At 31.7% G+C, this 25,888-nt stretch carries 17 protein-coding genes; 6 read left to right on the top strand and 11 right to left on the bottom strand.

What is annotated here, in order from left to right; genetic code table 11:
* Positions 1–6: 6 nt before the first annotated feature.
* From FLV_RS11775 to FLV_RS11765, 3 genes are all read right to left on the bottom strand, one after another.
* A complete protein-coding gene (locus tag FLV_RS11775) occupies positions 7–2,958 on the bottom strand; it encodes a SusC/RagA family TonB-linked outer membrane protein (protein WP_243234041.1) in 2,952 nt (983 codons plus the stop codon).
* Positions 2,959–3,799: 841 nt separating this feature from the next.
* Positions 3,800–7,936 (bottom strand): hybrid sensor histidine kinase/response regulator transcription factor, encoded by a 4,137-nt coding sequence (locus FLV_RS11770; RefSeq protein ID WP_243234040.1) that lies wholly within the window; start codon positions 7,934–7,936, stop codon positions 3,800–3,802.
* Positions 7,937–8,560: 624 nt separating this feature from the next.
* Positions 8,561–10,054, bottom strand: coding sequence for a glycoside-pentoside-hexuronide (GPH):cation symporter (locus FLV_RS11765; protein ID WP_317235668.1), 1,494 nt, complete (start codon positions 10,052–10,054; stop codon positions 8,561–8,563).
* A gap of 411 nt (positions 10,055–10,465) precedes the next feature.
* On the opposite strand from FLV_RS11765, the gene FLV_RS11760 reads away from it, so the two are divergent.
* Positions 10,466–11,122, top strand: coding sequence for a M15 family metallopeptidase (locus FLV_RS11760; protein ID WP_243234039.1), 657 nt, complete (start codon positions 10,466–10,468; stop codon positions 11,120–11,122).
* Here the strand turns inward: FLV_RS11760 and FLV_RS11755 are convergent, their stop codons facing one another.
* The 7 genes from FLV_RS11755 to tsaD form a co-directional block, all read right to left on the bottom strand.
* Entirely contained in the window at positions 11,123–11,686 is a 564-nt protein-coding gene (locus FLV_RS11755; RefSeq protein WP_243234038.1) for a hypothetical protein, read from the bottom strand.
* Positions 11,687–11,688: 2 nt separating this feature from the next.
* Positions 11,689–12,873, bottom strand: a complete 1,185-nt coding sequence (locus FLV_RS11750; protein ID WP_243234037.1) for a THUMP-like domain-containing protein — start codon at positions 12,871–12,873, stop codon at positions 11,689–11,691.
* 2 nt (positions 12,874–12,875) lie between these two features.
* The gene (locus tag FLV_RS11745) at positions 12,876–13,967 is read right to left on the bottom strand and encodes an AI-2E family transporter (RefSeq protein ID WP_243234036.1); all 1,092 of its coding nucleotides are present in this window, start codon (positions 13,965–13,967) and stop codon (positions 12,876–12,878) included.
* Positions 13,968–14,050: 83 nt separating this feature from the next.
* A complete protein-coding gene (locus FLV_RS11740; RefSeq protein WP_243234035.1) occupies positions 14,051–14,545 on the bottom strand; it encodes a TrmH family RNA methyltransferase in 495 nt (164 codons plus the stop codon).
* 10 nt (positions 14,546–14,555) lie between these two features.
* Positions 14,556–15,194, bottom strand: coding sequence for a DUF4159 domain-containing protein (locus FLV_RS11735; protein WP_243234034.1), 639 nt, complete (start codon positions 15,192–15,194; stop codon positions 14,556–14,558).
* Positions 15,195–15,321: 127 nt separating this feature from the next.
* A complete protein-coding gene (locus tag FLV_RS11730; RefSeq protein ID WP_243234033.1) occupies positions 15,322–16,035 on the bottom strand; it encodes a 16S rRNA (uracil(1498)-N(3))-methyltransferase in 714 nt (237 codons plus the stop codon).
* A 2-nt stretch (positions 16,036–16,037) separates the two neighbouring features.
* On the bottom strand, positions 16,038–17,060 hold the full coding sequence (gene tsaD / locus FLV_RS11725; RefSeq protein ID WP_243234032.1) for a tRNA (adenosine(37)-N6)-threonylcarbamoyltransferase complex transferase subunit TsaD: 1,023 nt from the start codon (positions 17,058–17,060) through the stop codon (positions 16,038–16,040).
* A 190-nt stretch (positions 17,061–17,250) separates the two neighbouring features.
* Between tsaD and FLV_RS11720 the strand changes: the two genes are divergently transcribed.
* From FLV_RS11720 to FLV_RS11700, 5 genes are all read left to right on the top strand, one after another.
* The gene (locus tag FLV_RS11720; RefSeq protein ID WP_243234031.1) at positions 17,251–21,756 is read left to right on the top strand and encodes a translocation/assembly module TamB domain-containing protein; all 4,506 of its coding nucleotides are present in this window, start codon (positions 17,251–17,253) and stop codon (positions 21,754–21,756) included.
* Positions 21,757–22,071: 315 nt separating this feature from the next.
* A complete protein-coding gene (pfkA, locus tag FLV_RS11715; protein WP_243234030.1) occupies positions 22,072–23,058 on the top strand; it encodes a 6-phosphofructokinase in 987 nt (328 codons plus the stop codon).
* Positions 23,059–23,131: 73 nt separating this feature from the next.
* Positions 23,132–24,136: a type I glyceraldehyde-3-phosphate dehydrogenase gene (gene gap, locus FLV_RS11710; protein ID WP_243234029.1), complete on the top strand. Its 1,005-nt coding sequence runs from the start codon at positions 23,132–23,134 to the stop codon at positions 24,134–24,136.
* 128 nt (positions 24,137–24,264) lie between these two features.
* Entirely contained in the window at positions 24,265–25,116 is an 852-nt protein-coding gene (locus FLV_RS11705) for an N-acetylglucosamine kinase (RefSeq protein ID WP_243234028.1), read from the top strand.
* 10 nt (positions 25,117–25,126) lie between these two features.
* Entirely contained in the window at positions 25,127–25,501 is a 375-nt protein-coding gene (locus tag FLV_RS11700; protein WP_243234027.1) for a methylglyoxal synthase, read from the top strand.
* On the opposite strand, the gene FLV_RS11695 is transcribed toward FLV_RS11700, so the two are convergent.
* Positions 25,482–25,862, bottom strand: a complete 381-nt coding sequence (locus FLV_RS11695) for a RidA family protein (protein WP_243234026.1) — start codon at positions 25,860–25,862, stop codon at positions 25,482–25,484. The genes FLV_RS11700 and FLV_RS11695 overlap by 20 nt on opposite strands.
* Positions 25,863–25,888: the final 26 nt, after the last annotated feature.

Genomic DNA, 25,888 nt, shown 5'->3' with positions numbered 1-25,888 from the left:
TATATTTTAAAATGTAACATCAAGACCAAAAATTACTGATTTTGGTTGTGGATACCTTCCTAAATCAATACCGGCAGAATTTGCATTCGTATCTGCACGGGCAATTTCAGGATCTAAACCAGAATATTTTGTTAGCGTAATAAGATTTTGCCCGCTTACATAGAATCTTATATTAGAAAAATAGCTCTTAAATGCGTCTCCGGATAGTGTATATCCTAAAGTTACATTTTTTAATCTTGTGTAAGAGCCATCTTCAATATAACGTTGATTTGCCGAAGACCAGTTTATATCCGCACCCTTTGCTCTTGGAATAGTTGCTGATGGATTACTAACCGCTCCATTTGTACCAACAACTGCTCTGCCTAAAACTTCTGTACCAACGTTAAACAATCGGTTCATACCCTGCAAGTCAAAAATATTTGCGTTATAAATATCATTGCCCTGAACTCCTGTTATAAAACAGTTAAAATCGAATTTTTTATAGGCTGCAGTAATATTTAAACCGTATGTAAAATCCGGGTATGGATTTCCAATATTTGTTTTGTCTTCAGACGTAATTGCTTTATCTCCATTTCGGTCAACAATTTTAATATCGCCCGGTTTTATGATAGTCTGACCTGGTCCAAAAACAGCATCTACTTCTGCCTGATTTTGATAAATTCCATTGGTTTGATACCCATAAAAATAGAATAATGGCTGCCCTACTTCTAACCTTGAGAAATTCTCTAAACCAGCTCTTGCTGATGGACCTCCTAATACACTAGTTACCCCTGGTGCTAAAGCTGTCACTTCATTTTTACTTGTTCCAAAATTAGCGGTTGCTGACCAGGTAAAATCACCTTTTCTGTCATTGTAACTTAATGATAGTTCATAACCATTTACTTTAACATCGGCAATATTTTGAATTTGAGTTCCTCCGCCTGCAGATCCTACAGAAGCAGCTAATGGAACTGCAAAAAGAATGTCACTACTTTTGTTATTAAAGTATTCAAAAGAACCTGTGAATTTTTCGTCAAATAAACCAAAATCCACACCTATATTTCGGTCATTTTTAGACTCCCATTTCAAATCAGGATTAGAAGCAACTCCAGCAGATACACCAGGTGCATTTCCTCCACCAATTGGATAGTTATAATCTGCAATTAATGTAGCACTATATTGATAATTGTCTATTCTGTCGTTTCCTGTTGTTCCTGTACTTGCTCTGAGTTTTAATGTACTAAAAATTGAATCGGCCATAAAACTTTCTTTGGCTATATTCCAACCTACAGCAACAGAATAGAAATTCCCCCAACGGTTATTCGCTCCAAAGCGAGAAGAAGCATCTCTACGACCAGACACAGCCAAAATGTATTTATCATCATAATCGTAATTAATACGAGCGACATATCCAATATTTTTTTCTACAAAGTTAGAAGAGCCTAAACTTCCATTATTGTATCTCAATTGATCAATTTCATCTGAAATAGCATATTGGCTTCCGGCTGCTAAATTTTGTGATTTGCCATCAATTTTAGTTATAACTCCTAATACTTCAAAATTATGTTTGTCAGCAAAAGTAGTTTTGTAAGTTAAACTATTATCAAAAACAATGGTTTGTCCCTGAGCATTTGTTTCGTTAGTTGTAGAAAAAGCCTGTTTGTGGGCAGTACCATCATAAAAGCTAGGTACAAACGTATGATTTTTAGTAGTGTAATAATCTAGGGATACTTGTGATCTGAATTTTAAACCTTTGAAAATTTCTAATTCAGCATAGATATTTCCAATTATAGATAAACCATTAATTTTTTGATATCCTAAATTTGCAACACGTACAGGGTTTTCGGCATCATTAGAATCAACGGCACTAGGTCCCTGATAACCCCCTAAGTTTTCTGCATTGTAAATAGGAAAATAAGGTGCCATTTTAATCGCATGTTCTAATAATGTTCTTCCTCCTGCAGAGCGCTCCGGATTGGTTTTAGTAAATGATACACCAATATTGCTCCCTAGTCTGAGCTTGCCAATATCTTGTGTATTATTAGCCCTAAAAGAATAACGTTCGAAACCGGTATTAATGATTGTACCTTCTTGTTTTAAATATTCAGCTGAATAACGGCTTGTAGAATTTTCTGTACCATTTGAAAAACTCAAATTGTAATCCTGCATAAAACCAGTCTGAAAAATCTGGTCTTGCCAATCAGTACTTACATTGCCAAATTCTGCAGCTCTTGCCGTTAGATCACTTCCTAAATCTTTAGCGTATTGGAGATATTGTTGTGTATTTAAAACATCATATCTTTTAGTAACTGTTTGCGCTCCAACGTAAGAACTAAAAGTTAATTGGCCAGGGCCTTTTTTTCCTTTTTTAGTAGTTACCATAATAACTCCATTAAAAGCTTTTGAACCATATAATGCCGTTGTTGAAGCATCCTTTAAAACAGATATGCTCTCAATATCATTTGGACTTAATCCTGATAAGTTACTGGTTAGAACTCCATCAATTACGTACAATGGAGCACTATTTCCCATTGTAGCCAAACCTCGAATAGTAACTGTAGGATTGGAGCCTGGTGCACCATTTACAACAGTAACACCGGCCGCTCTACCTTGTAAGGCTGACTCTGCATTCGTAATGGGTACGGCTACAATGTCTTTTGCGTTTACTACTGAAACTGCTCCTGTTACCTTAGTTCTTTTTTGAGTACCATACGCTACTACAACTTCATTTAAGGTTTGTGTGGATTCTGCTAACTTAATATTAATCACGGTCTGATTACCAACTGTAATCGTTTGTGAAGTCAATCCAACGTAAGAATAGGTTATTTTGTCTGTAGCATTAACTCCTTGTAAAGAGTAGTTACCATCAAAATCTGTTGATGCGCTATTTTTAGATCCTTCTACGTTAATACTGGCACCTGGCAAAGGAACCCCTGAAGGATCCGTAACCATACCCTTGATGGTTTTTGATTGTGCCATCACATTTTGTGTGCTAACTATTAGCAATGCGATTATTGCAAATTTTAATTTCAACATCATAGTTAATTGGTTTTTTTGTTTAGTTAAATAATGATTTGTTTGTAAAGTGTTATTTATTGTATTGATTATAATTAGCTAATAAATTATTTTCTATCCTTTTAAATTTTTGAAAATCACTATTAATTTGTTTCTCACTTTTTATTTTCAAATCTTATAGGTTTAGATTTTGATTCTAAAATGAGGTATTCAATAAATAAAATTGGTTTTCATTTCATACTTATAAATTGTTTTAAAGTTGTTAATAATAGTTTTGTAGTTGTTTGATATTGTTATAACCAAAAGTAGAATCTTAACATAAATTTGGCATACTACAAATGATGCAAAAACTATCAAATTTGTAGCATGATACCTATAAAAATGCCATATTCAGTGTTTTGTGTTTGTTTTTTAAAGAAAATTGAAATAAGATATTATCAATATTTATTCGTTATTTTTTTGATATCAAAAAAAATATAAGACTATTTATTCGTATTTAATAACTGAAGTGATTTAGACTTTTTCCATTTGCTAAAAAATTTGTCTTTTGCACCTAATTTTAGTCTTTTTTTCGTTCCGTAGCCCTGCTATGCATCTTAAAAAAGACTAAAATTGGGCACAAAATCCTTAATTTTCGCTTAAACGCAAAAAGTCTAAATCACTTCACTCTTAAGAATGAAATAGAAGAAGAAAAAACAAAAAGGGCACTCCTGATTTGAGTTTGTTTAATAAATCAAAAGACAATAATTAAATTTATAAACAAAAAAAGACGGTATAAAACCGTCTTAATTAATACTTTAAAAAGTTATTTTTTGTTATTATGTGTAGGGAGATATCGGTATTTTTCTTTATAACATTTTGTAAAATAGGAAGGAGAACTGAAACCAACTTTAAAACTAATTTCGGTTATATTATCATTGCCCAGCTCTATAAGTTCTTTGGCTTTTTCTAAACGAACATTACGTATAAATTCATTGACAGATACACCAGTTAATGTTTTAATTTTTCGATACAATTGGCTTCTGCTCAAAAACACTTTCGAGGCCAAAACTTCAACGCTTAACTCAGTCTCACTAATGTTCTCATTGATGTAGTTGAGGATGTTTTTTATAAATTCATTATCTAAAGTGGTTGTTTTTTCTTTTGCTTTTGGCGTAATTCCGTTATAGAATTTGTTAAATATAATTTGCCTGCTGTTTATTAATTGTACCAGACTCGATCTTAAAATAGCCATATCAAAAGGTTTACTCAAATACATGTCTGCACCAGAATCAATACCTTCTAACCGGTCCTGGACTAATGCTTTTGCTGACAGCATCATTAACGGAATATGACTGGTTTTTAAATCTGCTTTAATATTTTTACAGAGTTCTAAACCATTCATAACAGGCATAATCACATCTGTTAAAATTAAATCAGGCAATTTTTGCAAAGCTAATTCTAAACCAACCTGGCCATTTTCAGCCACTAAAACTTTATACTCTTTTTTGAGTTCATTTTTTAGATAATTTCGCAGTTCTACATTATCCTCAATAATTAAAATGGTATAAATCCGATCTGGTTTTTCCTGATCATCCTGTACCTGAACTTCTGCTTTTTCAACTATTGGTGTGAAACTTGTTTTTTTCTCTTTTTTAAATTCTTCAAGCAGTATTTCGTTGTCATTAAAGAACTCTTTTCCAACAGGGAATAATAATTTAAAAGTGGTACCAACACCCAATTCACTTTCTACTTCGATTATTCCTTTGTGTAATTCTACAAATCCACGAACAACTTCTAAGCCTATTCCGGTACTTCCATAATAGGCTTTGTTTAAATTGTTTACCTGATAAAAACGGTCAAATATTCTTTTAATATCTTTTTTATCCAGTCCTGCACCCGTGTCTTCAACAATGATTTCAAAAGATGGATAGGTATTAATTGAACTTATCAGCGGAAAATTTACAAACTCCTCATTGACTACTATTTTTACCTTTATATTTCCATTGTCCGGAGTAACTTTAAAAGCATTTGAAATGACATTAAAAATAATTTTTTCGAACATTTTAGGATCAATCCAGTCTTTTAAAGATGTTTTGTTAGACTCAAAATGAAGATTAATACCCCGACTGAATGCTTCTTCGTCAAAGTAACTGACAATTTCTTTTGTAAAACTGATTACTTCGATTACTTGCAATTTAATAGTCATTTGATTAAACTGCAATTGATTAAAATCCATTAGCTCATTAATTAATCTTGAAAGCCTGTCTGAACTTTTTTGAATAGTTTTCAATTTATTCAATACACTTTCGGGTAATTCCAGACTGCTATTCTTAATTAGATCTCCTAATGGATTCAAAATTAAAGTAAGCGGAGTCCTGAACTCATGTGAAATATTGGTAAAGAACTGTAATTTCTTATTATTTAATTTCTCAATCTGAATTGCTTTTTTCTGTTCAAATTCTATCAATTGTTTTTGTTTAAAACGATTTTGATAGTATTGATTAGCAAAATGAACTGTTGCAAATAATAATAAGGAATAAAAAAGATAAGCAAAAGATGTTCTCCACCAGGGAGGTAAAATTTCAATTTTTAATTCTAATGGTTTTTGGCTCCAGGCTCCGTTTTTTTCGGCTGCTTTAACTTTGAAAACATAACTGCCAGGCGCTAAGTTTGTATAAGTTGCGGAGCGCTTGCTTCCGACATAATTCCATGAATCTTCAAAACCTTCTAAATAATAGGCAAATTCATTTCTCGCAGGAAAAGAATAATTAATCGCAATAAAATCAATGGTAAATACGGACTGGTCGTGTTTAAGTATTATTTTTTTTGTTTCAGAAATCGCCTTTATTAAGGGGGAATTTTTTTCAAGTGGTTTAACTGATCTATTAAAAAGTTTTAGGTCAGTTAAGTAAATGGGCAGTTGTTTTTTACTTTTAACCAAATTCGAAGGGTTAAAATAGTTTAAGCCTTCGTAGCTGCCAAAATATAATAATCCATTTTTATCTTTTAAAACAGAATTGTTGTTAAAGTCATTTCCTAAAAGACCATCATATGTAGAGTAATTGACTGATTTTTTATTTTTTAAATCCAGTTTTGTAATCCCTTTCTTTCCACTTATCCAAATACACCTGTCATTTGATTCTGCGATGGATGAAATTGATTTTTCATGCAGTCCTTTGAAATTAACATACCATTTTAAGGATTCTGTTTTTTTATTGTAGCTAAATAATCCGGCGCCATCAGTACCAATCCAAATTTCTTTGGTGCTGGCCTGATACAAAGTGTTAATGGTATGTGTACTTTTATGATTTTTAAATTTTTCTGACATTTTGTTACGTAAAGACGTGACCGAAAAAGTGACAAAATCTTTAGTGCTAACTTTGTACAAACCTGTTGTTGAGCCAATCCAAACTTCATTATCAGAATCTGTCATCACTTTTCTGATGTCTAAATTCACTACGCCATTTTCATAGAACACTTTTGAATTGCAATGATGAAATTGACTGTCTGAAGGTGTATAATAATGTAAACCTTTTGAAAAGGTCCCTATCCAGATTACCCCCCTTGAGTCTTCAGCAATACTCATAATATTGTCTGAGGTTAAGTTAGGGGTGTTTTTTGTGTTGTAATTAATAAATTTTTTGCTCCCTTTTTTTAAAACAAAAATACCCTCATTCCAACTCGATAGCCAAATAGTCTCATTTTTATCAATAAATACATTTGTAATATTGTCATTGGTCAACCCCGAATAAAAGCTAATGTCAGATTTGGTAATATGTTTAAAATTTTTGGTTTTTGGATTATAAACATCAACACCTCCGCCTTCCATAGAAATCCATAACTGACCGTCACTATCTTTTGCAACTCCGGTTACACATTTGGTTTGTAATGATTGGGGATTTCCCGGCAGACTTTCTATAATATTTACCTTGCTGATTATTTTATCAAAAACACCTAAGCCCTTGTTATAATAACCCAGCCAAATTCTTTTCTCTTTATCTAAAAATAAAGACCAGACAGAGTTTGAGCTTAAACTGCGCATGTCGAATGTACTGTTTACATATTTTTTTTGAACAGCTCCCTGATCGTTTACAATGATTAAACCGTCATTTTCGGTTGCACAAAGAATTGTTTTAGGATCTGTTGCCAGTATTGACATGATTCTCTTTCTTGTAATAGGGTATGAAACAGTCTGTTTAATACTCGAATTTAAATCTATTTTGACCAGTCCTTTATATCCATCACCAATCCACAAATTTTGATTGCTGTCAATAAACATTGAGACAATATTCCCTAAGAATACCTGATTGTCTTTGCCTATATTTACTTTTTTAACTTCATTTTTTACAGGATCTACTACTTTTAAACCAAGGTTAGTACCTAAATAAATAGTCCCATTTTTATCTTTTGCCAGATTATTAATAAGATAATTTGTTGTATTTGGAGTATCAAGTTTTAATTTAGTGATTTTCCGTGAGATCGTATTAAGTTTTAGCAGGCCGCTATTAAATGTTCCTAAAAAAAGATTTCCATCATTGTCTTCAATAATACTTTTGACAGAGATTACAGTTTCTTTTCTGATTTTCTTTTGAATATCAATGTTTTCAAAAGTATTTAAATTACGATTATAAAGACATAATCCTTCATCAGTGCCTATCCACAATCGGTTGTGTTTGTCTACGTAGGTAATATAAATCAGATTGCTGTTGATAGAATTATTTACATTGGAGTTTTGCTCATAAGCGACATAATTGACTCCATCGAATTTATATAAACCGGCACCGTTTGTTCCAATCCACATAATGCCAAAATTATCCTGTGCAATTGTATAAATACCACTTTTTGAAGTTTCACTACTTACTAACCTAAATTGATAGTTTTCAAACGTATTTTGAGAAAACAGATTGTTTATTGCAACGAGTAGGATGACAATAAATCTAAAACATTTTTTTTGGGACATTATAAAATGATTTATGTAATAAAATTAAATATAACCAGTTGAGTGTAAATATTAAAAACGTCAGTTCTAGTGCTTTTTGTATAGAAACGGAACAAAAAAAGTATCAAGAACTTTTTTAATACTAATTTTTCTGTTCTCGATACAATCCCGATGAAAAATCGGGATCACTACCTATTACGTTTTTGTTTAACTAGGGCTTCGACTCCGCTCAGCCTGACAAAACAAACGTCATTTTATATTGCTTTTTTTGTAAAAAAAAATTAAACCTCGAACTGACGAAAAATTATCATCAAAAATTAATTACACCCAATGGGTTAAATATATATTAATTAATTGAAAATCAATTAATTTTTTAAAAATTAACACGACAATAATTACTTTTTTTTAATATAAAGAATCAAAACTTCATAATTGACAAATAACAGGAGTTTACGGATTTTTAATTTTATCAATTAAGAGCCTGTTTAAAATTTATTATTAAAGGATTTTTGTGCGAAATGAGGTAGATTTTTATAGATTAGCAGCGTTATTGTATAAAAAATAACGAGGTTGCAGCTGAAAATTATCATAAGAAAGCCAACAAATAAATTTAAAACAGGTTTTAAGTTTATAAAACTATTTTTTTTAGTTTTCTCTTCTTTCATTTAAATCTTTTTCAATCTCAATTTCCATATTTTTATCTATGATATAAAAACACAATAAAACGGCACTTATTATGAATATAAAGCCAGGGTAAATACTTACTGATAGTTTAATTCCTTCTGCCGTTGTGAATACCTGATTAACTTCTTCAGCGACATAACCATATTTAGACAAAAAAGCAGCACCTAATGCACCGCCAATACTGATTCCTAATTTTATTCCAAAAATCATTGCTGAAAAAACAGTAGCAGTTGCTCTTCGATTGTTTTTCCATTCGCTGTAATCAGCTACATCAGCAATCATGGCCCATAATAGAGGAATTGTTACTCCGTAAATAAAACCATGAATCAATTGGGTCAGGAAAACCATCGTAATAGCTGTTCTGCTAAAAAAATTAAAAAACAATAAGCTTATAGCTGATAAAAAGATGAAAGCGATGTAGATGTTTCTTTTGCCAAAGGAATTTGCCAGCGATTTCGAAAACAGAATTCCCAAAATCATAAACAGAATTCCTCCTGCGTTAAAAAGACTAAATGCAGAAGTAGGAATATCCTTTGGCCACTGAAGATCTGTTAATCCTATTGCCGTTAAAGTAGTATTCAGCCAGCTGATAAATGAAGAAAAACCAATATCGTTCAAAAAAACAGTTTGCGCTGCCGGATCTAAATAATATTTGAAGTAAAAAATATACATGCCGCCTTTTAAGGATAAGGTTATAAATACCAAAATAGTAACCAGCAGCATAACAAGCCAGGGACCGTTTTTAGACAAATCTATGAAATCCTGTCTGACTGAAGATTCCTGATTTTTTGAAGGAATGATTCTTTCTTTGGTAGTAAAAAAAGTAATCAGCAAACAAATTACTCCTACAATAGCAAATGATAGCATTGTATTTTTAAAACCAACAGCTTTGTCACCATGTCCCAAAATTAAAACTAATGGCAATAAAAGGGATTGAACTATAAACTGTGCTATCATTACAGCTACAAAACGATAGGAGGAAAGACTGTTTCTTTCTTTCATGTCTCCTGTTAAGACACCGCTTAAAGCTACATAAGGCAAATTGTTTGCGGCATAAAGCAGTACCAAAAAAATGTAAGTTAGTAATGTGTAGGTTATCTTGCCTCTTAATCCAAAATCAGGAGTCAGGAAAGATAGAACGGTGGCAAATCCAAAAGGTAAAGCGGTCCATAATATCCAGGGTCTGAATTTCCCCCATCGGGTTTGAGTACGATCAGCAATAACTCCCATAAGAATATTAAAAAAAGCACCGATAAAACCACCAATAAAAATAATAATACTTGCTGTTCCTGCTGGAATTTTATAAACATCTGTGTAAAAGAAAGCTAAAAAGGTTAGCAAAGTCTGAAAAATCAGATTTGCTGCAAAATCGCCTAAACCATATCCTATTTTTTCTAGTACAGAAAGCTTTTGTGATACATTACTCATAAATATACTGGTTGTTTTTTCTTTCATTAGTCATCTTACTGATTTTAAAATTATTTAAGATCGATTTTTATCAGAAAATGAACATTTCTTTTTATTGGTTTAATAAAAAGCTAAAGTAAAAATAGTTTGAAAGCTGAAATAAGATTGTCACTTTTGAAGCGTTTAATAGCATTTTTGAAGCATAATTTTGTTGTGGTCAAGATTATATAAAATGCTGTTTTAGTTTTTAGTTAAAAAATATGCGCTATGATATTACTTCTATAATAAAACGCTTCACTGAAGAATATAACCTGCCTTATACTTCTTATCCGTTTTATCATGCGATGCACTCTCATTTTTGAATGCTTATGAATAAAGGGTAAAAGAAAATATTATGATGACCGGTGAGGTATAGAAAATGGTTTTGTTTATATTTACCTAAACACAGTCAATCTTATTATGAAAGTAAAATCACAGGTAATTTCATCTTCAATATTTTTAATTTCTTTTTTTTGGATAACTTTATCAAGTGCTCAAAATGAGGTATATACATCAGATACTATTCTTGCAGATACTACTTTTGTAAATCTAAAAGATTATAGTAAAGATTTTATTTATGATATGAAATACGCTACTGAAGATAATTTTTTAAAAGCAAAAGTGTATGATTGTGCCGAATGCTTTTTGCGTTTAAAAACGGTCAAAGCTTTGTTAGAAGCCAATAAAGATTTTATGAAGAAAGGTTATAGAATAAAATTGTACGACTGTTACAGGCCTTTATCTATTCAGAAAAAAATGTGGGAAATAGTATCAAATCCGGAGTATGTGGCAGACCCAAAAAAAGGCTCCATCCATAACAGAGGAGGAGCCGTTGATATTTCGATAGTCGATGCCAAAGGTAAAGAAGCTGATATGGGAACTCCTTTTGATTTTTTCGGAATTCAGGCCAGTCATAATTATACCAAACTTTCTAAAGAGGTAATTTCGAATAGAAAATTTCTTAAAAAAGTAATGGTTAAAAATGGTTTCAATTTTTTTGATTCAGAATGGTGGCATTATAATTTAAAAACCGGTTTAAAAGATAAGGTCTCCAATCAAAAATGGAATTGCGAATGATTATTCAACACACCTGATGTTCTCCATAAAATAAGTAGCAGGCTGGTATGTTTTTCCGTTCATTTCAGATACAATTTCACCTCGTATTATATGGTCTTCAACATCAGTTAAATATTTAATTCGCATAATGGTTACGGGAGATTTTTTTAGTTCTTCAAAATTATCTTTCATAAACATGAAAATTCCGGAATTGATTCGGTTATTGAATTCTTTTTCACGAAGAAGCGTTCCGCAATTTTCCTGATTGATATGCAGTAAAGTAACAACTTTACCATTTTGTAATTGTAAAAACACTTTTGAGTTTTTGTCAAAACAGTTTGCTTTTATAAAATCTTTGCTTTTTTGAATTAATTGTAAATTTAAAGTTGGCATACCATCTGTTTGTGCCAAAGAAAAAAAGATATAATTAGAGGTATTTCCAAAGTTTTTTTCACTGATTAAATATTCATTGGTAACTTTATACGTACCAATCGAGTCGGTTATATTAGTGGTATATTGACAATCCTTCTGAGCAAAAGAGGTAAAGGTTAATAGAAAAAAAGTGAATGTAATTAGTTGTTTCATTTTTAAGTTATTTTTCTGCAAATTAAAACTATTTTGTTATCATTTTTATCTGTTGTAAAAAAACAATATAAATTTCCTCCATTTTTTATTTTCCACTTTTTTCGAATGTTTTCCACAGTTTCCGGAAAATTTCGGGTGGTAACATTTGCCTGTTGATTTAAAAGCTCCGTTTTCATGTCAGTTTTACTATATGAAATTACTTTTTCAATTTCAAAACTTCTTCCCGGAAAATCAATCAGCTCGTCCGAAGTGTACAAATGTGAATTTTGGTGGAGTTTGTCTATTTTAAAAGTAGTACTAACTTCATCAAAACCGCCTGATTTCATAATTGCCGAATTGGGTTCGTAGAGGAATTTTAGAGGTAAATGATACGATGGATTTTCAGATTCACCCAAAACAAATTCGAAAGTTTCTGTTTTGTCTTTTAAAATATTGGCTGTCTTTATTGTTATTTTGCCAGAATAATGATTATGGATTTCAAAAAGTAATTCTTTTACCTCGTTTTCCAAAGCAATAATGTGTATGTTTTTCACGAATTTCAATTCAGATAATCCTGCAGAAATATCTAATAAAGGAGCAGTTTTAATTAAAATGGAATCGGTTTTTTCAAAGTAAAAATCTAATGATTCTGGAACGTTTGGCAAGCAGTCTTTTAGCATGAAAACTTTGCCTTTTGCATCATTCCTGCGGGAAGGATCGATGTAAATCCAATCCCATTTAGAGCCAGGTTCAGATTCGTTTAAGATATTGGCAGAATCATTGGCATAACAAAAACAATTTTTCACTTCTAATTGTTCAAAATTATGTTTTACGATTGCTGATAAATCTTCGTTGATTTCGCAATGTGAAACGACTTTAAAATTTTTAGAAAAATAATAATCATCAACGCCAAAACCTCCCGTTAGGTCAATTAAAGTATTTCCTGAAATTAAAGAAGCTTTATAAGCTGCTGTTTTTTCAGAAGAGGTTTGTTCTACAGAAATTTTACTCGGATAAATAATGTTTTCTGTAGAAAACCAGGTTGGTAATTTGTCTTTGGCTTTTGTTTTGGCTTCAATTTGATTTAGAATCAAAATCCAGTCAACCTCCGGAAATGGATTTTTCTGAAGTGCCAATTTTGTAATCGAAGCACCGCTATTTTGAGATATAAAGTCCTGAATTTTTTTGTTTAAAATAGTAGTGTTCAATGCTAAATTCTTTCGGTTAATACGGAGACAATTTTGTTGTCAGGAAAAAATTCTTTCAAAATTACTTTCAGCATCGTAAAAGCCGGAATTGCGATAATCATTCCAACAATTCCAAAAGTAATTCCACTAATTAAAGTAATCAGGAATATTTCCAGCGGGTGCGAATTTACACTTTTTGATGAAATTATTGGCTGACTGATATTGTTGTCAATTGCCTGTACCAGTAAAAATCCTATCACGACATATATTGTTGTGGGTAAAATCTCCGATTGAAAATCACTGCCAATCAGACTTATCATTGTTAAGATTCCTGCTAATATAGTCCCGATAATTGGACCGATATACGGAATGATATTTAAAATAGCACATAAAAAAGCAATCACAAAAGCATTTTTATTTCCAAAAATCATTAAAACGATTAAATATAAAATGAATACAACGGTTAATTGCAGTAATAATCCAATAAAATACCGGGTTAACAAATGATTTATTTTTGTGATCGAATTTAAAATTTTGTCTTCATTTGTATCAGGAAGAATCTTTTGGGCAGTTGTTTTAAAATCTTCCTGATCTTTCATAAAAAAGAATGTAATAAAGAAAACGGATACAAATCCCATTCCTAAATCAGCCATAAAGTTCATAATTGAGTTTAGAAATCCGGTAAAATAACTAAAGTCCAGTTTAGAAGTTATTTTCGAATCCTTGAGTACCTTATTCAAATCAACATGCTGAATATTAAAATAAGATTCTATACTGCGCTCCCATGCTACAAACTGAGTTTGCAGATTATCAGTGTCGAGTAATGATAAATTATTTGCCTGCGAGATTATTAACGGAACAAATAATAATATAAAACCTATAATTGCCAGTATAAAAAGAATAAGTGCTGTTGTTGCGGCAAGTGAATTACTGAATTTTAATTTGTTTTTTAAAAACTGAACTAACGGATTAGCAATCAAACACAGAATTAAAGAAATGACCAAATAAACGATTACAGTTTTTATTTCATAGATAAAATATAAAATAGCACCAATAACTAAAATTGTTGTTAAAGCCCTTAAAATTCCGTTTGAAATAGTTTTAGAAGTTACCATATTTAGATTTTAGATTATAAATATAGCAAAAAGGGTTTAATGTTTTAAAGCTATTTTAAAACTTAAAAAAAGACAAAAAGAATTCAGGATGTTATTTCGTATAAAGCAATACTTGCAGCCTGTACTACGTTCATGCTGCTGTTTTTTCCAAACATGTTAATATGAACAATTTGATTGGATATTTTTAAAAGTTCATTGGAGATTCCGTCAATTTCACTTCCTATCAACAGGGCAATTTTTTTATTGTCCGGAATGATAACTTCTCTTAGAGGTTTGCTGTTATCAGTAATTTCTAAAGCAATAGTTTCAAAGTTATTTTCAATTAAATAATCAATTAATTCAGCCGTTTCTTCAATAACCGTATATGGTACATGAAGATGAGTGCTTCTTGACGTTTTGTTTATTTTTCTGGGAGTTAATGGAATGTCTTTACCTGAAAATATAATTTTTTCGACGCCAAAAGCTTCACTAATCCTGAAAAGAGAGCCAATATTTTGCTGAAAGTAGATATGATCGCAAATCAGGGTTATCGGAAATGTTTTTCTTTCAAATTGATTTTCTTCGTGAGTAAGCTGCACAGTCTGGAAATTAGTTGGTAAAAATATAATTGATGATGTTAGCTCCCATTTTTAAAGCTTTTTGGCGTACTTCTGCCGGGTCATTATTTACTTCGGGATCTTCCCAGCCATCACCAAGATCACATTCGTAAGTATAAAGTAAGACAAGTTTATTTTCTACAAAAATTCCAAAAGCCTGTGGTCTTTTAGCATCGTGCTCGTGAATTTTTGGCAATCCGTTCGGAAAAGGAAAAGGTTTTTGAAAAATAGGATGATTAGCCGGAATTTCGACTAAATTGTTATTTGGGAATATTTTTTTAATTTCTTTTCGAATGTATTGATCCATTCCGTAATTATCATCAATATGAAGGAATCCGCCTCCGTTTAGATAGTTTCTAAGATTTGTTATATCAGCATCGCTAAAAACAACATTTCCATGTCCGGTCATGTGCACAAAAGGATACGAAAGCAAATCAGGATTTCCAGGTTCAACGGTTGATGGCTTTGTTTTTATTTGGGTCTGAATATTCGAATTACAAAACCGGATTAAATTGGGCAATGAAGTAGGATTTGCATACCAATCGCCGCCACCGCTGTATTTAAGTAAAGCAATTTCCTGTGAAAAGGAAGAGATGGAAACGAATAGAAATAAGAAAAATATTTTTTTCATACTATTTATATTTTTTGTCATTTCGACGAAGGAGAAATCACACTAGAAACTCCGCATTTATAATCTTCAATCTTTGTCGAATATTGGATGTGATTTCTCCTTCGTCGAAATGATAAAACTAACTTAATTATTGAATACTTTCATTAAAAAAAACAACACTATGACAGGCAACAACTGCAGCAGTTTCAGTTCGTAATCGGGTATTTCCTAAAGTAACCGGCTGAAAATTATTTTCCAGTGCCAATGTAATTTCTTTTTCAGAAAAATCACCTTCGGGACCAATCAATAAGGTTACATTTTCGTTTGGTTTCAAAACTTCTTTCAATGATTTTTTATCCGTTTCTTCGCAATGTGCGATTAATTGTAAACCGGTATTTTTTTGTTTGATGAATTCTTTAAATGAAATGGCATCGTTTAATTTTGGTAAAAACGTTTCATTAGATTGTTTCATTGCAGATAAAATAATCTTTTCAAAACGGTCTTTATTAACCACTTTTCTTTCAGATCGATCGCAAAAGACGGGTGTAATTTCCTGAATGCCAATTTCGGTTGCTTTTTCTAAAAACCATTCAAAACGATCATTCATTTTAGTTGGCGCAACGGCTAAATGCAAATGAAATTTTGGTTCCGGCGATTTTTTTATCGAAAGCACTTCAACAATGCATTTATTATCTGAAGCAAGCGTAATTTTGGTTTCAAACAATAATCCCAAGCCATTTGTAACGTGTAGGATATCTGAATCTTTTTTTCGTAAAACCTTTATGATATGACGGCTTTCTTCTTTGTCAAAAGAAAACGATTCTGTGGTTTCATCGATATTTGGATTGTAAAATAACTGCATAATTAAAATTGAATTCGTGCTTTTGAAACTACAGAAGCATCTTCAAAACGATTTGATAAATATTTTTGATAACCTACAATTCCTATCATTGCAGCATTGTCTGTTGTGTATTCAAATTTAGGGATAAAAGTTTTCCAGCCGTATCTGCCTTCGCTTTCTTTCAATCGGGTCCTGATTCCTGAATTTGCCGAAACTCCTCCGCCTATGGCAATTTGTGTAATTCCGGTTTCTTTTACGGCTAATTTTAATTTGTCCATTAAAATTTCGATAATCGTATATTGTATAGACGCACAAATATCATTTAGATTTTCTTCGATGAAATTTGGGTTTTTAAGTTTTTCCTTTTGGATAAAATATAAAATAGCGGTTTTTAATCCGGAGAAACTAAAATCTAATCCCGGTACTTTTGGTTTTGTAAATGCAAAAGCTTTTGGGTTTCCTTCTTTGGCATATTTATCAATTAAAGGCCCTCCCGGATAAGGAAGTCCGAGGATTTTAGCACTCTTGTCAAAAGCTTCTCCAACAGCATCGTCAGTGGTTTCGCCAATGATTTCCATGTTGAAAAAACCGTTTACTTTTACAATTTGTGTATGGCCGCCACTTATGGTTAAAGCTAAAAACGGAAATTCAGGCTTATCAAAACCTTCTTCATCTATAAAATGAGCCAAAATGTGGGCATGCATGTGATTTACTGCAATAAGCGGAATTTTTAAAGCCAATGACAATGATTTGCTAAAAGAACTTCCAACAAGTAATGAACCCATTAGCCCTGGACCCTGGGTAAATGCAATAGCTGTTAATTGCTTCTTTTGCACATTTGCTTTGCGCAATGCAGCATCAATAACCGGTACAATATTTTGTTGATGTGCTCTTGAAGCCAATTCTGGAACAACACCGCCATATTGGTTGTGAATTAACTGATTTGCTACAACATTTGAGAGTACTTTGTCGTTATGTAAAACCGCGGCGGCAGTATCATCGCAGGAACTTTCGATGGCAAGAATAAAAACCTCTGAATTTTGCATATAAAGGCACAAATTTTGAATTATATTTGACAAATCAAATTTTTAACTTTCTTTGATTGTAAAAGAGGAGCCAAAATTAAAGAATTTTTATCAAAAACAGTCGTTCTTTGACTGTTCAAAATAAATTTAAAAGTAAACTAAAATAAAAGCAGCTATCAAAAAAGTAAAGAAAATAGTATCCAGAACCCTAATGGGGTTAATTTTACTTGTTCTGGTATTTGCTATTACTTTGTCTTTACCTGTGGTGCAAACCAAAATAGCACATTATATCGCTGAGACACTTAATACCGATTTTAAAACCAATATAAGTATTGATAAGGTTGCCATAAATATTTTTGGAGGTGTCAAACTTAAAAAAGTACTGATTCTTGACCATCACAAGAAAACTTTAATTTATTCAGAAATTATTACAACTGATATTTTAAGTGTAACAAGATTGATTGATGGGGATTTGATTTTTGGAGATGTTCGTTTGACAGGTTTGATTTTTAATTTGAAAACATATAAAAATGAAGATGAGAATAATATCAATGTTTTTATACGATTATTTGAATCAGGGAAACCAACCAAATCAAAAAAACATTTCTTATTAACGGCAAAAAATGCCTATATATCTCAGGGTGCGTTTTCTGCAATTGACGAAAATAAAAAAACTCCAAAGATTATAGATTTTAAAAAACTGAATACCTACATCAGCGAATTTAAAATATATGGTTCTGAAATAAACACTAATATCCATAGATTTTCTTTTTTAGACCACAGAGGGTTATATGTGTCAAATTTGAGTGGTAAATTTAGTTATACCAAAAAACAGATAAAACTTGAAAATTTAGCGATAACAACCAAAAGATCTAATATTTACGGTAAAGCAATTTTAAAGTATGAAGTAAAAGATTTTTTAGAATTCACAGACAAAGTACGTTTTGATGTAGCATTAGATTCGGCTTCATTGGCTTCAAACGATATACGTTATTTTTATGACGGATTAGGTAAAAATCAGCATTTTAAAATTAAAACTAAAATAGAAGGCCCACTAAATAATCTTAATGTAAAAGGCCTGAGATTGAGTGATACAAATGGGTCAAGAATTATTGGAAACATTAATTTCAGAAATCTTTTAGGAAGTAAAACTCAAAAATTTTCTATGAGTGGCAAATTTGACAAACTGATCTCGAGTTATGATAATTTAGTGGTTTTATTGCCGAATGTTTTAGGAAAAAAACTTCCTAAAGAACTCCAGAGAATTGGCAAATTCAACATTGTGGGTACGACAAAAGTTTCGACTACTGACTTAGAATCCAAATTTAAAATAGCTACCGATTTAGGGAATGGTCAGGCCGAATTGAATATGAATAACATCGATTTTATTGATAAGGCTTCCTATTCAGGAAATATTGTTTTGGATAATTTTAATATCGGTGCCTTATTAAAGAGAAAAGATATAGGAAAAACAACTTTAAACTTAGATGTAGACGGAGTTGGTTTTTCTGAGAAATATCTAAACACCATTATAAAAGGTGATATTGCAAAACTGGATTATAACAAATACACTTATAATAATATTGTTGTAAATGGTAATTTTAAACTGCCTTATTACAAAGGACAGGTTGCTATTAATGACCCTAATTTAAATTTGACCTTTGACGGTTTGGTTGATTTAAGCAAACGTGAAAATAAGTATGACTTTCATATTAACGTAGAAAATTCAGATTTACGAAAATTGAAATTTGTAAAGGATTCAATTTCCAGTTTTACAGGTGATGCAGTTGTTCAGGTTACCGGAAACTCTATTCAAAATTTACAGGGGAATATTTATGTAAAAGATGCTGTTTACCAAAATCCCCAATCCACTTATGTTTTTGATGAAGTAACTGTAAATTCAAGTTTTGATTCGGATAAATTACGTACAATAACCGTTAATTCCACAGACGTTGTAAACGGTAAAATTGTAGGTAAATTTCAATTTGACCAGTTAGATAAATTGGTAATGAATTCTGTTGGAAGTCTTTATACGAATTACAAACCTCATAAAGTTAAAAAAGGGCAGTTTTTGCGTTTCAATTTCCATGTTTACAATAAAGTAGTTGAAATGTTGTATCCGGATATTAAAATTGATTCGAGTACAGTGCTGCGTGGTAAGATAGATTCTGATAAACAGGAGTTTAAGTTTAGGTTTAATTCGCAAAAAATAACGGCTTCAAAAAACACATTCGATAATATCCGAATTAATATTGATAATAAAAATCCGCTGTATAATGCTTTCATTGAATTGGATAGCATCAAAACCCCATATTACAAGATTCGTGATTTTAATTTGGTTAATGTGACATCAAAAGACACATTATTTGTTCGTTCTGAATTTAAAGGTGGAAATAAAGGAGAAGATTATTTTAATCTGAATTTATATCATACAATAGATAAGAATAAAAATAATATAGTTGGAATTCATAAATCTGAAATGAAATTTAAAGACTATTTATGGTATTTAAATGAAGATGAAGAAGATGATAATCAGGTAGTTTTTGATAAGAATTTTAAAAACTTTACGATTGATAACATCATCTTATCCCATGAAAACCAAAAGATTGATTTGAATGGAGTTATAAAAGGAACGGATTATAAAGATATAGTTCTGAATTTTGAAGATGTTGATATCAATAAGATTACACCTTTAAATGAAAAATTTGTTGTTAATGGTAATTTGAATGGTAACATAAATTTTAAACAGAATAAAAATGTCTATCAGCCAACAGCGTCGATCGAAATTGATCGTTTAAATTTAAATAAAATTGATTTAGGAACTTTAAAGTTTGATATTTCCGGTGATGAAACGTTTAAAAAGTTTACCATTAATTCATCTATTGAAAATAATTTTACCGAATCTTTCAAAGCAGAAGGAAGTTTCGCTATTCAGAATAAAGAAACACTTTTAGATTTAAAATTAAAACTCGCAGGTTTTAATCTGGCTACTTTGGGTACGGTAGGAGGGAGTGTTTTGTCAAACATTAGAGGAAGCGTTTCCGGAAATGCTGCTATAGCCGGAAATCTTAAAAATCCTGATATTAACGGAAGACTTTATGTTGAAAAAGCTGGAATGACTGTTACGTATCTTAATACGGATTATGAATTAAACAATCGGACTGTTGTAGATTTAACAAACGAAAAATTCTTGTTTAGAAACAATCAGTTGACAGATACTAAATTCGGAACAAAAGGTTTGTTGAACGGTAGTATCGAACATAAAAATTTTGGAGACTGGAAATTAGATTTAACAATAACTTCAAAACGATTACTGGCATTAGATACAAAAGATAGTGATGATGCAGCTTATTTTGGAACAGCTTTTATAAATGGAACCGCGAGTATAAAAGGTCCAACCGAAGCACTTTTTATTAAAGTAGATGCAAAATCAGAGAAAGGAACCGAGATAAAAATACCAATTAGTAATGTGCAGAGTGTTGGGGAGAATAGTTTTATTCATTTTGTGACACCTAAAGAAAAATATAATTTAGCCAATGGTATTGTTGAAAGAACAAAAAATTATAATGGTCTCGAATTAGAGTTTGATTTCGATATTACACCCGATGCGGAAGTTGAAGTGATTCTGGACAGGGATTCAGGTCATGGTATGAAAGGAAAAGGGCACGGATCGTTATTGTTTAAAATTAATACACTGGGTAAGTTTAATATGTGGGGGGATTTTCAGGCCTATGAAGGAACTTATAATTTTAAATACGGTGGATTAATAGATAAAAAATTTGCTGTTCGAAAAGGAGGATCTATTATTTGGGAAGGAAACCCAATGAAGGCACAATTAAATCTCGAAGCTGTGTACAGAACGATAGCAAATCCTGCTGTTTTGTTAGAGAATTCTTCATTTAATAAAAAGGTTCCGGTTGAAGTTGTTATTGGTTTAAGAGGAGATTTAACAAGTCCTGAACCCAATTTCGATATTCAGTTTCCTTCGGTAAGCAGTGTTTTAAAGTCTGAAATTCAATACAAACTGGATGATAAAGATATTCGTCAAACTCAGGCTTTGTATTTATTGTCTACAGGTTCTTTTATGAGTACAGATGGCTTTAGTCAGGGAGATTTATCGGGAACATTTGCTGAGACGGCTTCAAGTCTGTTAGGTGATATCATAAAATCGGATAATGATAAAATTAATGTTGGTTTTAATTATGTTTCTGCAGACAGACGTATAGGACAAGAGGCTGATGGGCAGGTTGTGGCAACAGTATCATCGCAAATTAATGAACGAATTACTATTAACGGAAAAGTTGGGGTACCGGTAGGAGGTATAAACGAATCGGCAATTGTAGGTGATATTGAAGTACAATATCGTATTAACGAAGACGGAACAGCAAATTTGCGTTTGTTTAATAAAGAAAATGATATCAGTTACGTAGGTCAGGGAATTGGTTATACGCAAGGCGTAGGTATTAGTTATGAAGTAGATTTTGATACTTTTAGTGAATTAGTTAATAAAATTTTCAAGAATCACAAATTAGAAAAAGCAATCAAAAATCCTAATGATTTGCAGGATTCTAATTTGAATCCGGATTACATAAATTTTACAAACGCTAAAAAAGAAGCTGAAAAAGAAAAAAAGAAGTCCGATAAAAAAGAAGAAGATAAAAAGCCTCAGCAAAAAAATAACAATGAAGGTGTGATACCTGATGATAATGATTTTTAAAAAGTATAATTTTATCTCGAAAATAATCCGAACTGACAAAAAAATATCATTAAATACTAATTACATCAAACAGGTTAATCATTTAGTATTTTAATTTATATTTAAAATTCAAAATTTTATAACACTTCATTTATGGATTGTTAATTTTACATTTTTAATTAAAAAAGGATACTTTTATTATTTTAAATGAATTTTTTGGTGTAGAAAAACTTATTAACCGAAAACGTTTGAATTTAATAGTTGCTACTAAATTATAATAATCATCTACTAAAAAGTGGTGAATGTTTGCTAATTTTACACTTTAATACTTAAATAATGCCAAAAACAATAAAAAAAGTAGGTGTTCTTACTTCAGGAGGAGATTCACCAGGAATGAATGCCGCAATACGATCAGTTGTTCGAACATGCGCTTATCATAACATAGAATGTTTGGGAATTTATAGAGGTTATCAGGGAATGATTGAAGGAGACTTCAAAGATATGGGACCTCGAAGTGTAAATAATATTGTAAACAAAGGAGGGACGATTTTAAAATCGGCACGTTCTGCTGAATTCAGAACACCCGAAGGTAGAAAAAAAGCTCATGAAAACCTTATCAAACATGGAGTAGATGCTCTTGTTGTTATTGGTGGTGATGGTAGTTTTACCGGAGGTTTAATTTTTAACGCAGAATTTGGGTTTCCTGTAATGGGAATTCCGGGAACAATTGATAACGATATTTTTGGAACTAGTTTTACCTTAGGATATGACACAGCTCTAAATACAGTTGTAGATTGTATCGATAAAATCAGAGATACTGCAAGTTCACATAACCGATTATTTTTTGTAGAGGTTATGGGTAGAGATGCAGGTCATATTGCTCTTAATGCCGGTATTGGGGCAGGAGCCGAAGAAATTCTTATTCCTGAAGAAGATTTAGGTCTTGAAAGACTTTTAGATTCTCTTCAAAAAAGTAAAGCTTCAGGAAAATCATCAAGTATAGTAGTAATTGCGGAAGGTGATAAAATTGGTAAAAACGTATTCGAATTAAAAGATTATGTTGAAGCTAATTTGCCAGAATACGATGTACGTGTTTCAGTTCTTGGACACATGCAGCGCGGTGGTTCTCCTTCATGTTTTGACCGTGTTTTAGCAAGCCGTTTAGGTGTAAAAGCAGTAGAGTCATTGATAGATGGTAAATCAAATTATATGGTTGGTTTGCAACAGGATAAGGTAACCCTGACTCCGTTAGAACAAGCAATTAAAGGCAAGTCAGAAATTGATAGAGAATTATTGAGGGTATCTGATATTATGTCAACATAAAAAAGAAACGAAGTTTAGTTAGAATGCTAAATTTTAAATATGTTAAATAAAAACAAAAACAAAATCGAGTAAAATGTCAAAAGTAAAATTAGGAATAAACGGATTTGGACGTATTGGAAGAATCGTTTTTAGAGAGTCATTCAATAGAGATAATGTAGAAGTAGTAGCTATCAACGATTTATTAGATGTAGATCACTTAGCTTATTTGTTGAAATATGATTCAGTTCACGGTCGTTTCGATGGAACTGTAGAAGTAAAAGAAGGAAAATTGTATGTAAACGGAAGAAACATCCGTATTACTGCAGAAAGAAATCCAGCCGACTTAAAATGGAACGAAGTTGATGTTGATGTAGTTGCTGAGTGTACTGGTATCTTCACAACTATCGAAACTGCAAATGAACACATTAAAGGTGGTGCTAAAAAAGTAATTATTTCTGCTCCGTCTGCAGATGCTCCAATGTTTGTAATGGGTGTGAACCACGAAACTGCAAAAGCTTCTGATTTAGTTGTTTCTAACGCTTCTTGTACTACAAACTGTTTAGCTCCTTTAGCTAAAGTTATTCACGATAATTTCGGAATTGTTGAGGCTTTAATGACTACTGTTCATGCTACAACTTCAACTCAAATGACTGCTGATGGCCCTTCTAGAAAAGACTGGAGAGGTGGACGTGCTGCAAGCATCAACATTATCCCATCTTCTACAGGAGCTGCTAAAGCGGTTGGAAAAGTTATTCCAGAATTGAATGGAAAACTAACTGGTATGGCTTTCCGTGTTCCTACTGCTGACGTTTCTACAGTAGATTTAACTGTAAAAGTGGCTAAAGAAACTTCTTATGAAGAAATTATGGCTGTATTGAAAAATGCTTCTGAAACTTCATTAAAAGGAATTTTAGGATATACTGAGGATGCAGTTGTTTCTCAGGATTTTATCTCTGACAAAAGAACTTCAATCATTGATGCTACGGCAGGAATTGGATTGAATTCAACTTTCTTCAAATTAGTATCCTGGTATGATAATGAGTACGGATACTCTAGTAAATTAATTGATTTATCTGTGCATATCGCAGGTTTAAAATAATTTTTTATTAAGTGAGAAAATCCCGTTATTTCCAAATAACGGGATTTCTTATTTTGTTACGTCCTTAATTAATGTAAAAAACACACTTTTAATTAGGGGGTAAACTAACTAAAAAAAACTAAACTAAAATGAAATTAATAGTTGATAGTGGATCTACTAAAGCTGATTGGATTGCAATTGATGATAGTGGTAAAGTATTGTTCACAACACAGACTTTAGGGTTAAATCCTGAAATTCTTGAAGGTCCTGAGATTATCGAAAGAGTAAATGATCGTTTTGATATTTCGCAAAATAGAAAAGAAGCTACACATTTGTTCTTTTACGGGGCGGGTTGTGGTACAGACAGAATGAAACAATCTTTATCTCAGGAATTTCAAAAGTATTTTGAGAATGCTATTGTAGAGGTTCATGAAGATACTTATGCAGCAGTATATGCCACTACTCCAAAAGGAGAAGAGGCAATTGTTAGTATTTTAGGAACAGGTTCTAATTGTAGTTATTTTGATGGAAAAGTTTTGCATCAAAAAGTGCAATCATTAGGTTATATTGCAATGGATGATTGCAGTGGAAATGTTTTTGGAAAAGAATTAATCAGAAAATATTATTTCAATAAAATGCCTAAAGAACTGGCTGTTGAATTTGAAAAGGAATATAATCTGGATGCTGACTACATCAAAAATAAATTGTATAAAGAACCAAATCCAAATGCCTATCTGGCAACTTTTGCGAAGTTTTTAATCCAGCATAAAGATTCTGATTTTTGCAGAAAAATTATCTTTAAAGGGATGAAATCTTTCGTTAAAAACTATATTAAACAATATGATAACTGTCAGGAGATTCCTGTTCATTTTGTAGGTTCTATAGCTTTTTATTTAAAAGATGAGTTACAGGAAATATTTGATAAGTATGAACTAAAATTAGGTAATGTTTTAAGACGTCCAATTGATGGTCTGATAGCTTATCATGTTGCTAATAAATAAAAAATTTAGAATGGAAATTGCAATTATTGCGCATGACGGAAAAAAAGCAGATTTAATTAATTTTTTAATTAAAAATACAACTGTTCTGCAAAATGAAAGTGTTAGTCTTATTGGTACTGGTACTACCGGTGGAAAAGCTGAGGCAGCAGGTTTTAAAACAAGACGAATGCTCTCAGGTCCTTTAGGTGGTGATGCTCAAATAGCAGGAAGAGTAGCAGAGGGTTTGACTCAAATGGTTTTCTTTTTTAAAGACCCTTTGTCGAGTCATCCGCACGAAGCAGATATTAATATGTTAATTAGAGTGTGTGATGTTCATAATGTGCCGCTGGCAACTAATGAGGCAACGGCACAATTACTATTAGATGCTATTGCACAGCAATTATAGAAATCTCAACATTTACATTTTTTGGCAAACAAGCCACCTGAACCGTTTCACGTGCTGGAGCGGTTTTTTCGTTAAAATAAGATCCGTAAACAGTATTTATTGCTGCGAAATTATTCATGTCCATGATGAAAATAGAAGCTTTTACAACATTTTCAAAAGTCATGTCAGCAGCTTCTAAAATTGAAGCAATATTTTGCATTACCTGATGTGTTTCATCATTGATGTTTGCTGTAACAAGTTCTCCTGTTGATGGATTTATAGCTATTTGTCCCGAAGCATAAAGTGTGTTTCCTGATAAAATAGCTTGGTTATATGGCCCGATAGGAGCTGGTGCTTTTTCTGTGAAGATTACTTTTTTCATATTCAAAGTATTTAAAATTTGTATTA

It is taken from the genome of Flavobacterium pectinovorum, assembly GCF_022802975.1.
Lineage (GTDB): Bacteria > Bacteroidota > Bacteroidia > Flavobacteriales > Flavobacteriaceae > Flavobacterium > Flavobacterium pectinovorum_B.
The sequence above is the reverse complement of the archived record's forward strand: the minus strand, read 5'-3'. Positions and strand labels throughout refer to the sequence as shown.

Bases quoted from the DNA above. Each gene is read 5' to 3' on its own strand.
- FLV_RS11775 (WP_243234041.1), bottom strand. From the start codon at position 2,958: ATGGCACAATCAAAAACCATCAAGGGTATGGTTACGGATCCTTCAGGG.
- FLV_RS11770 (WP_243234040.1), bottom strand. From the start codon at position 7,936: ATGTCCCAAAAAAAATGTTTTAGATTTATTGTCATCCTACTCGTTGCA.
- FLV_RS11765 (WP_317235668.1), bottom strand. From the start codon at position 10,054: ATGAAAGAAAAAACAACCAGTATATTTATGAGTAATGTATCACAAAAG.
- FLV_RS11760 (WP_243234039.1), top strand. From the start codon at position 10,466: ATGAAAGTAAAATCACAGGTAATTTCATCTTCAATATTTTTAATTTCT.
- FLV_RS11755 (WP_243234038.1), bottom strand. From the start codon at position 11,686: ATGAAACAACTAATTACATTCACTTTTTTTCTATTAACCTTTACCTCT.
- FLV_RS11745 (WP_243234036.1), bottom strand. From the start codon at position 13,967: ATGGTAACTTCTAAAACTATTTCAAACGGAATTTTAAGGGCTTTAACA.
- FLV_RS11735 (WP_243234034.1), bottom strand. From the start codon at position 15,194: ATGAAAAAAATATTTTTCTTATTTCTATTCGTTTCCATCTCTTCCTTT.
- FLV_RS11730 (WP_243234033.1), bottom strand. From the start codon at position 16,035: ATGCAGTTATTTTACAATCCAAATATCGATGAAACCACAGAATCGTTT.
- tsaD (WP_243234032.1), bottom strand. From the start codon at position 17,060: ATGCAAAATTCAGAGGTTTTTATTCTTGCCATCGAAAGTTCCTGCGAT.
- FLV_RS11720 (WP_243234031.1), top strand. From the start codon at position 17,251: ATGGGGTTAATTTTACTTGTTCTGGTATTTGCTATTACTTTGTCTTTA.
- pfkA (WP_243234030.1), top strand. From the start codon at position 22,072: ATGCCAAAAACAATAAAAAAAGTAGGTGTTCTTACTTCAGGAGGAGAT.
- gap (WP_243234029.1), top strand. From the start codon at position 23,132: ATGTCAAAAGTAAAATTAGGAATAAACGGATTTGGACGTATTGGAAGA.
- FLV_RS11705 (WP_243234028.1), top strand. From the start codon at position 24,265: ATGAAATTAATAGTTGATAGTGGATCTACTAAAGCTGATTGGATTGCA.
- FLV_RS11700 (WP_243234027.1), top strand. From the start codon at position 25,127: ATGGAAATTGCAATTATTGCGCATGACGGAAAAAAAGCAGATTTAATT.
- FLV_RS11695 (WP_243234026.1), bottom strand. From the start codon at position 25,862: ATGAAAAAAGTAATCTTCACAGAAAAAGCACCAGCTCCTATCGGGCCA.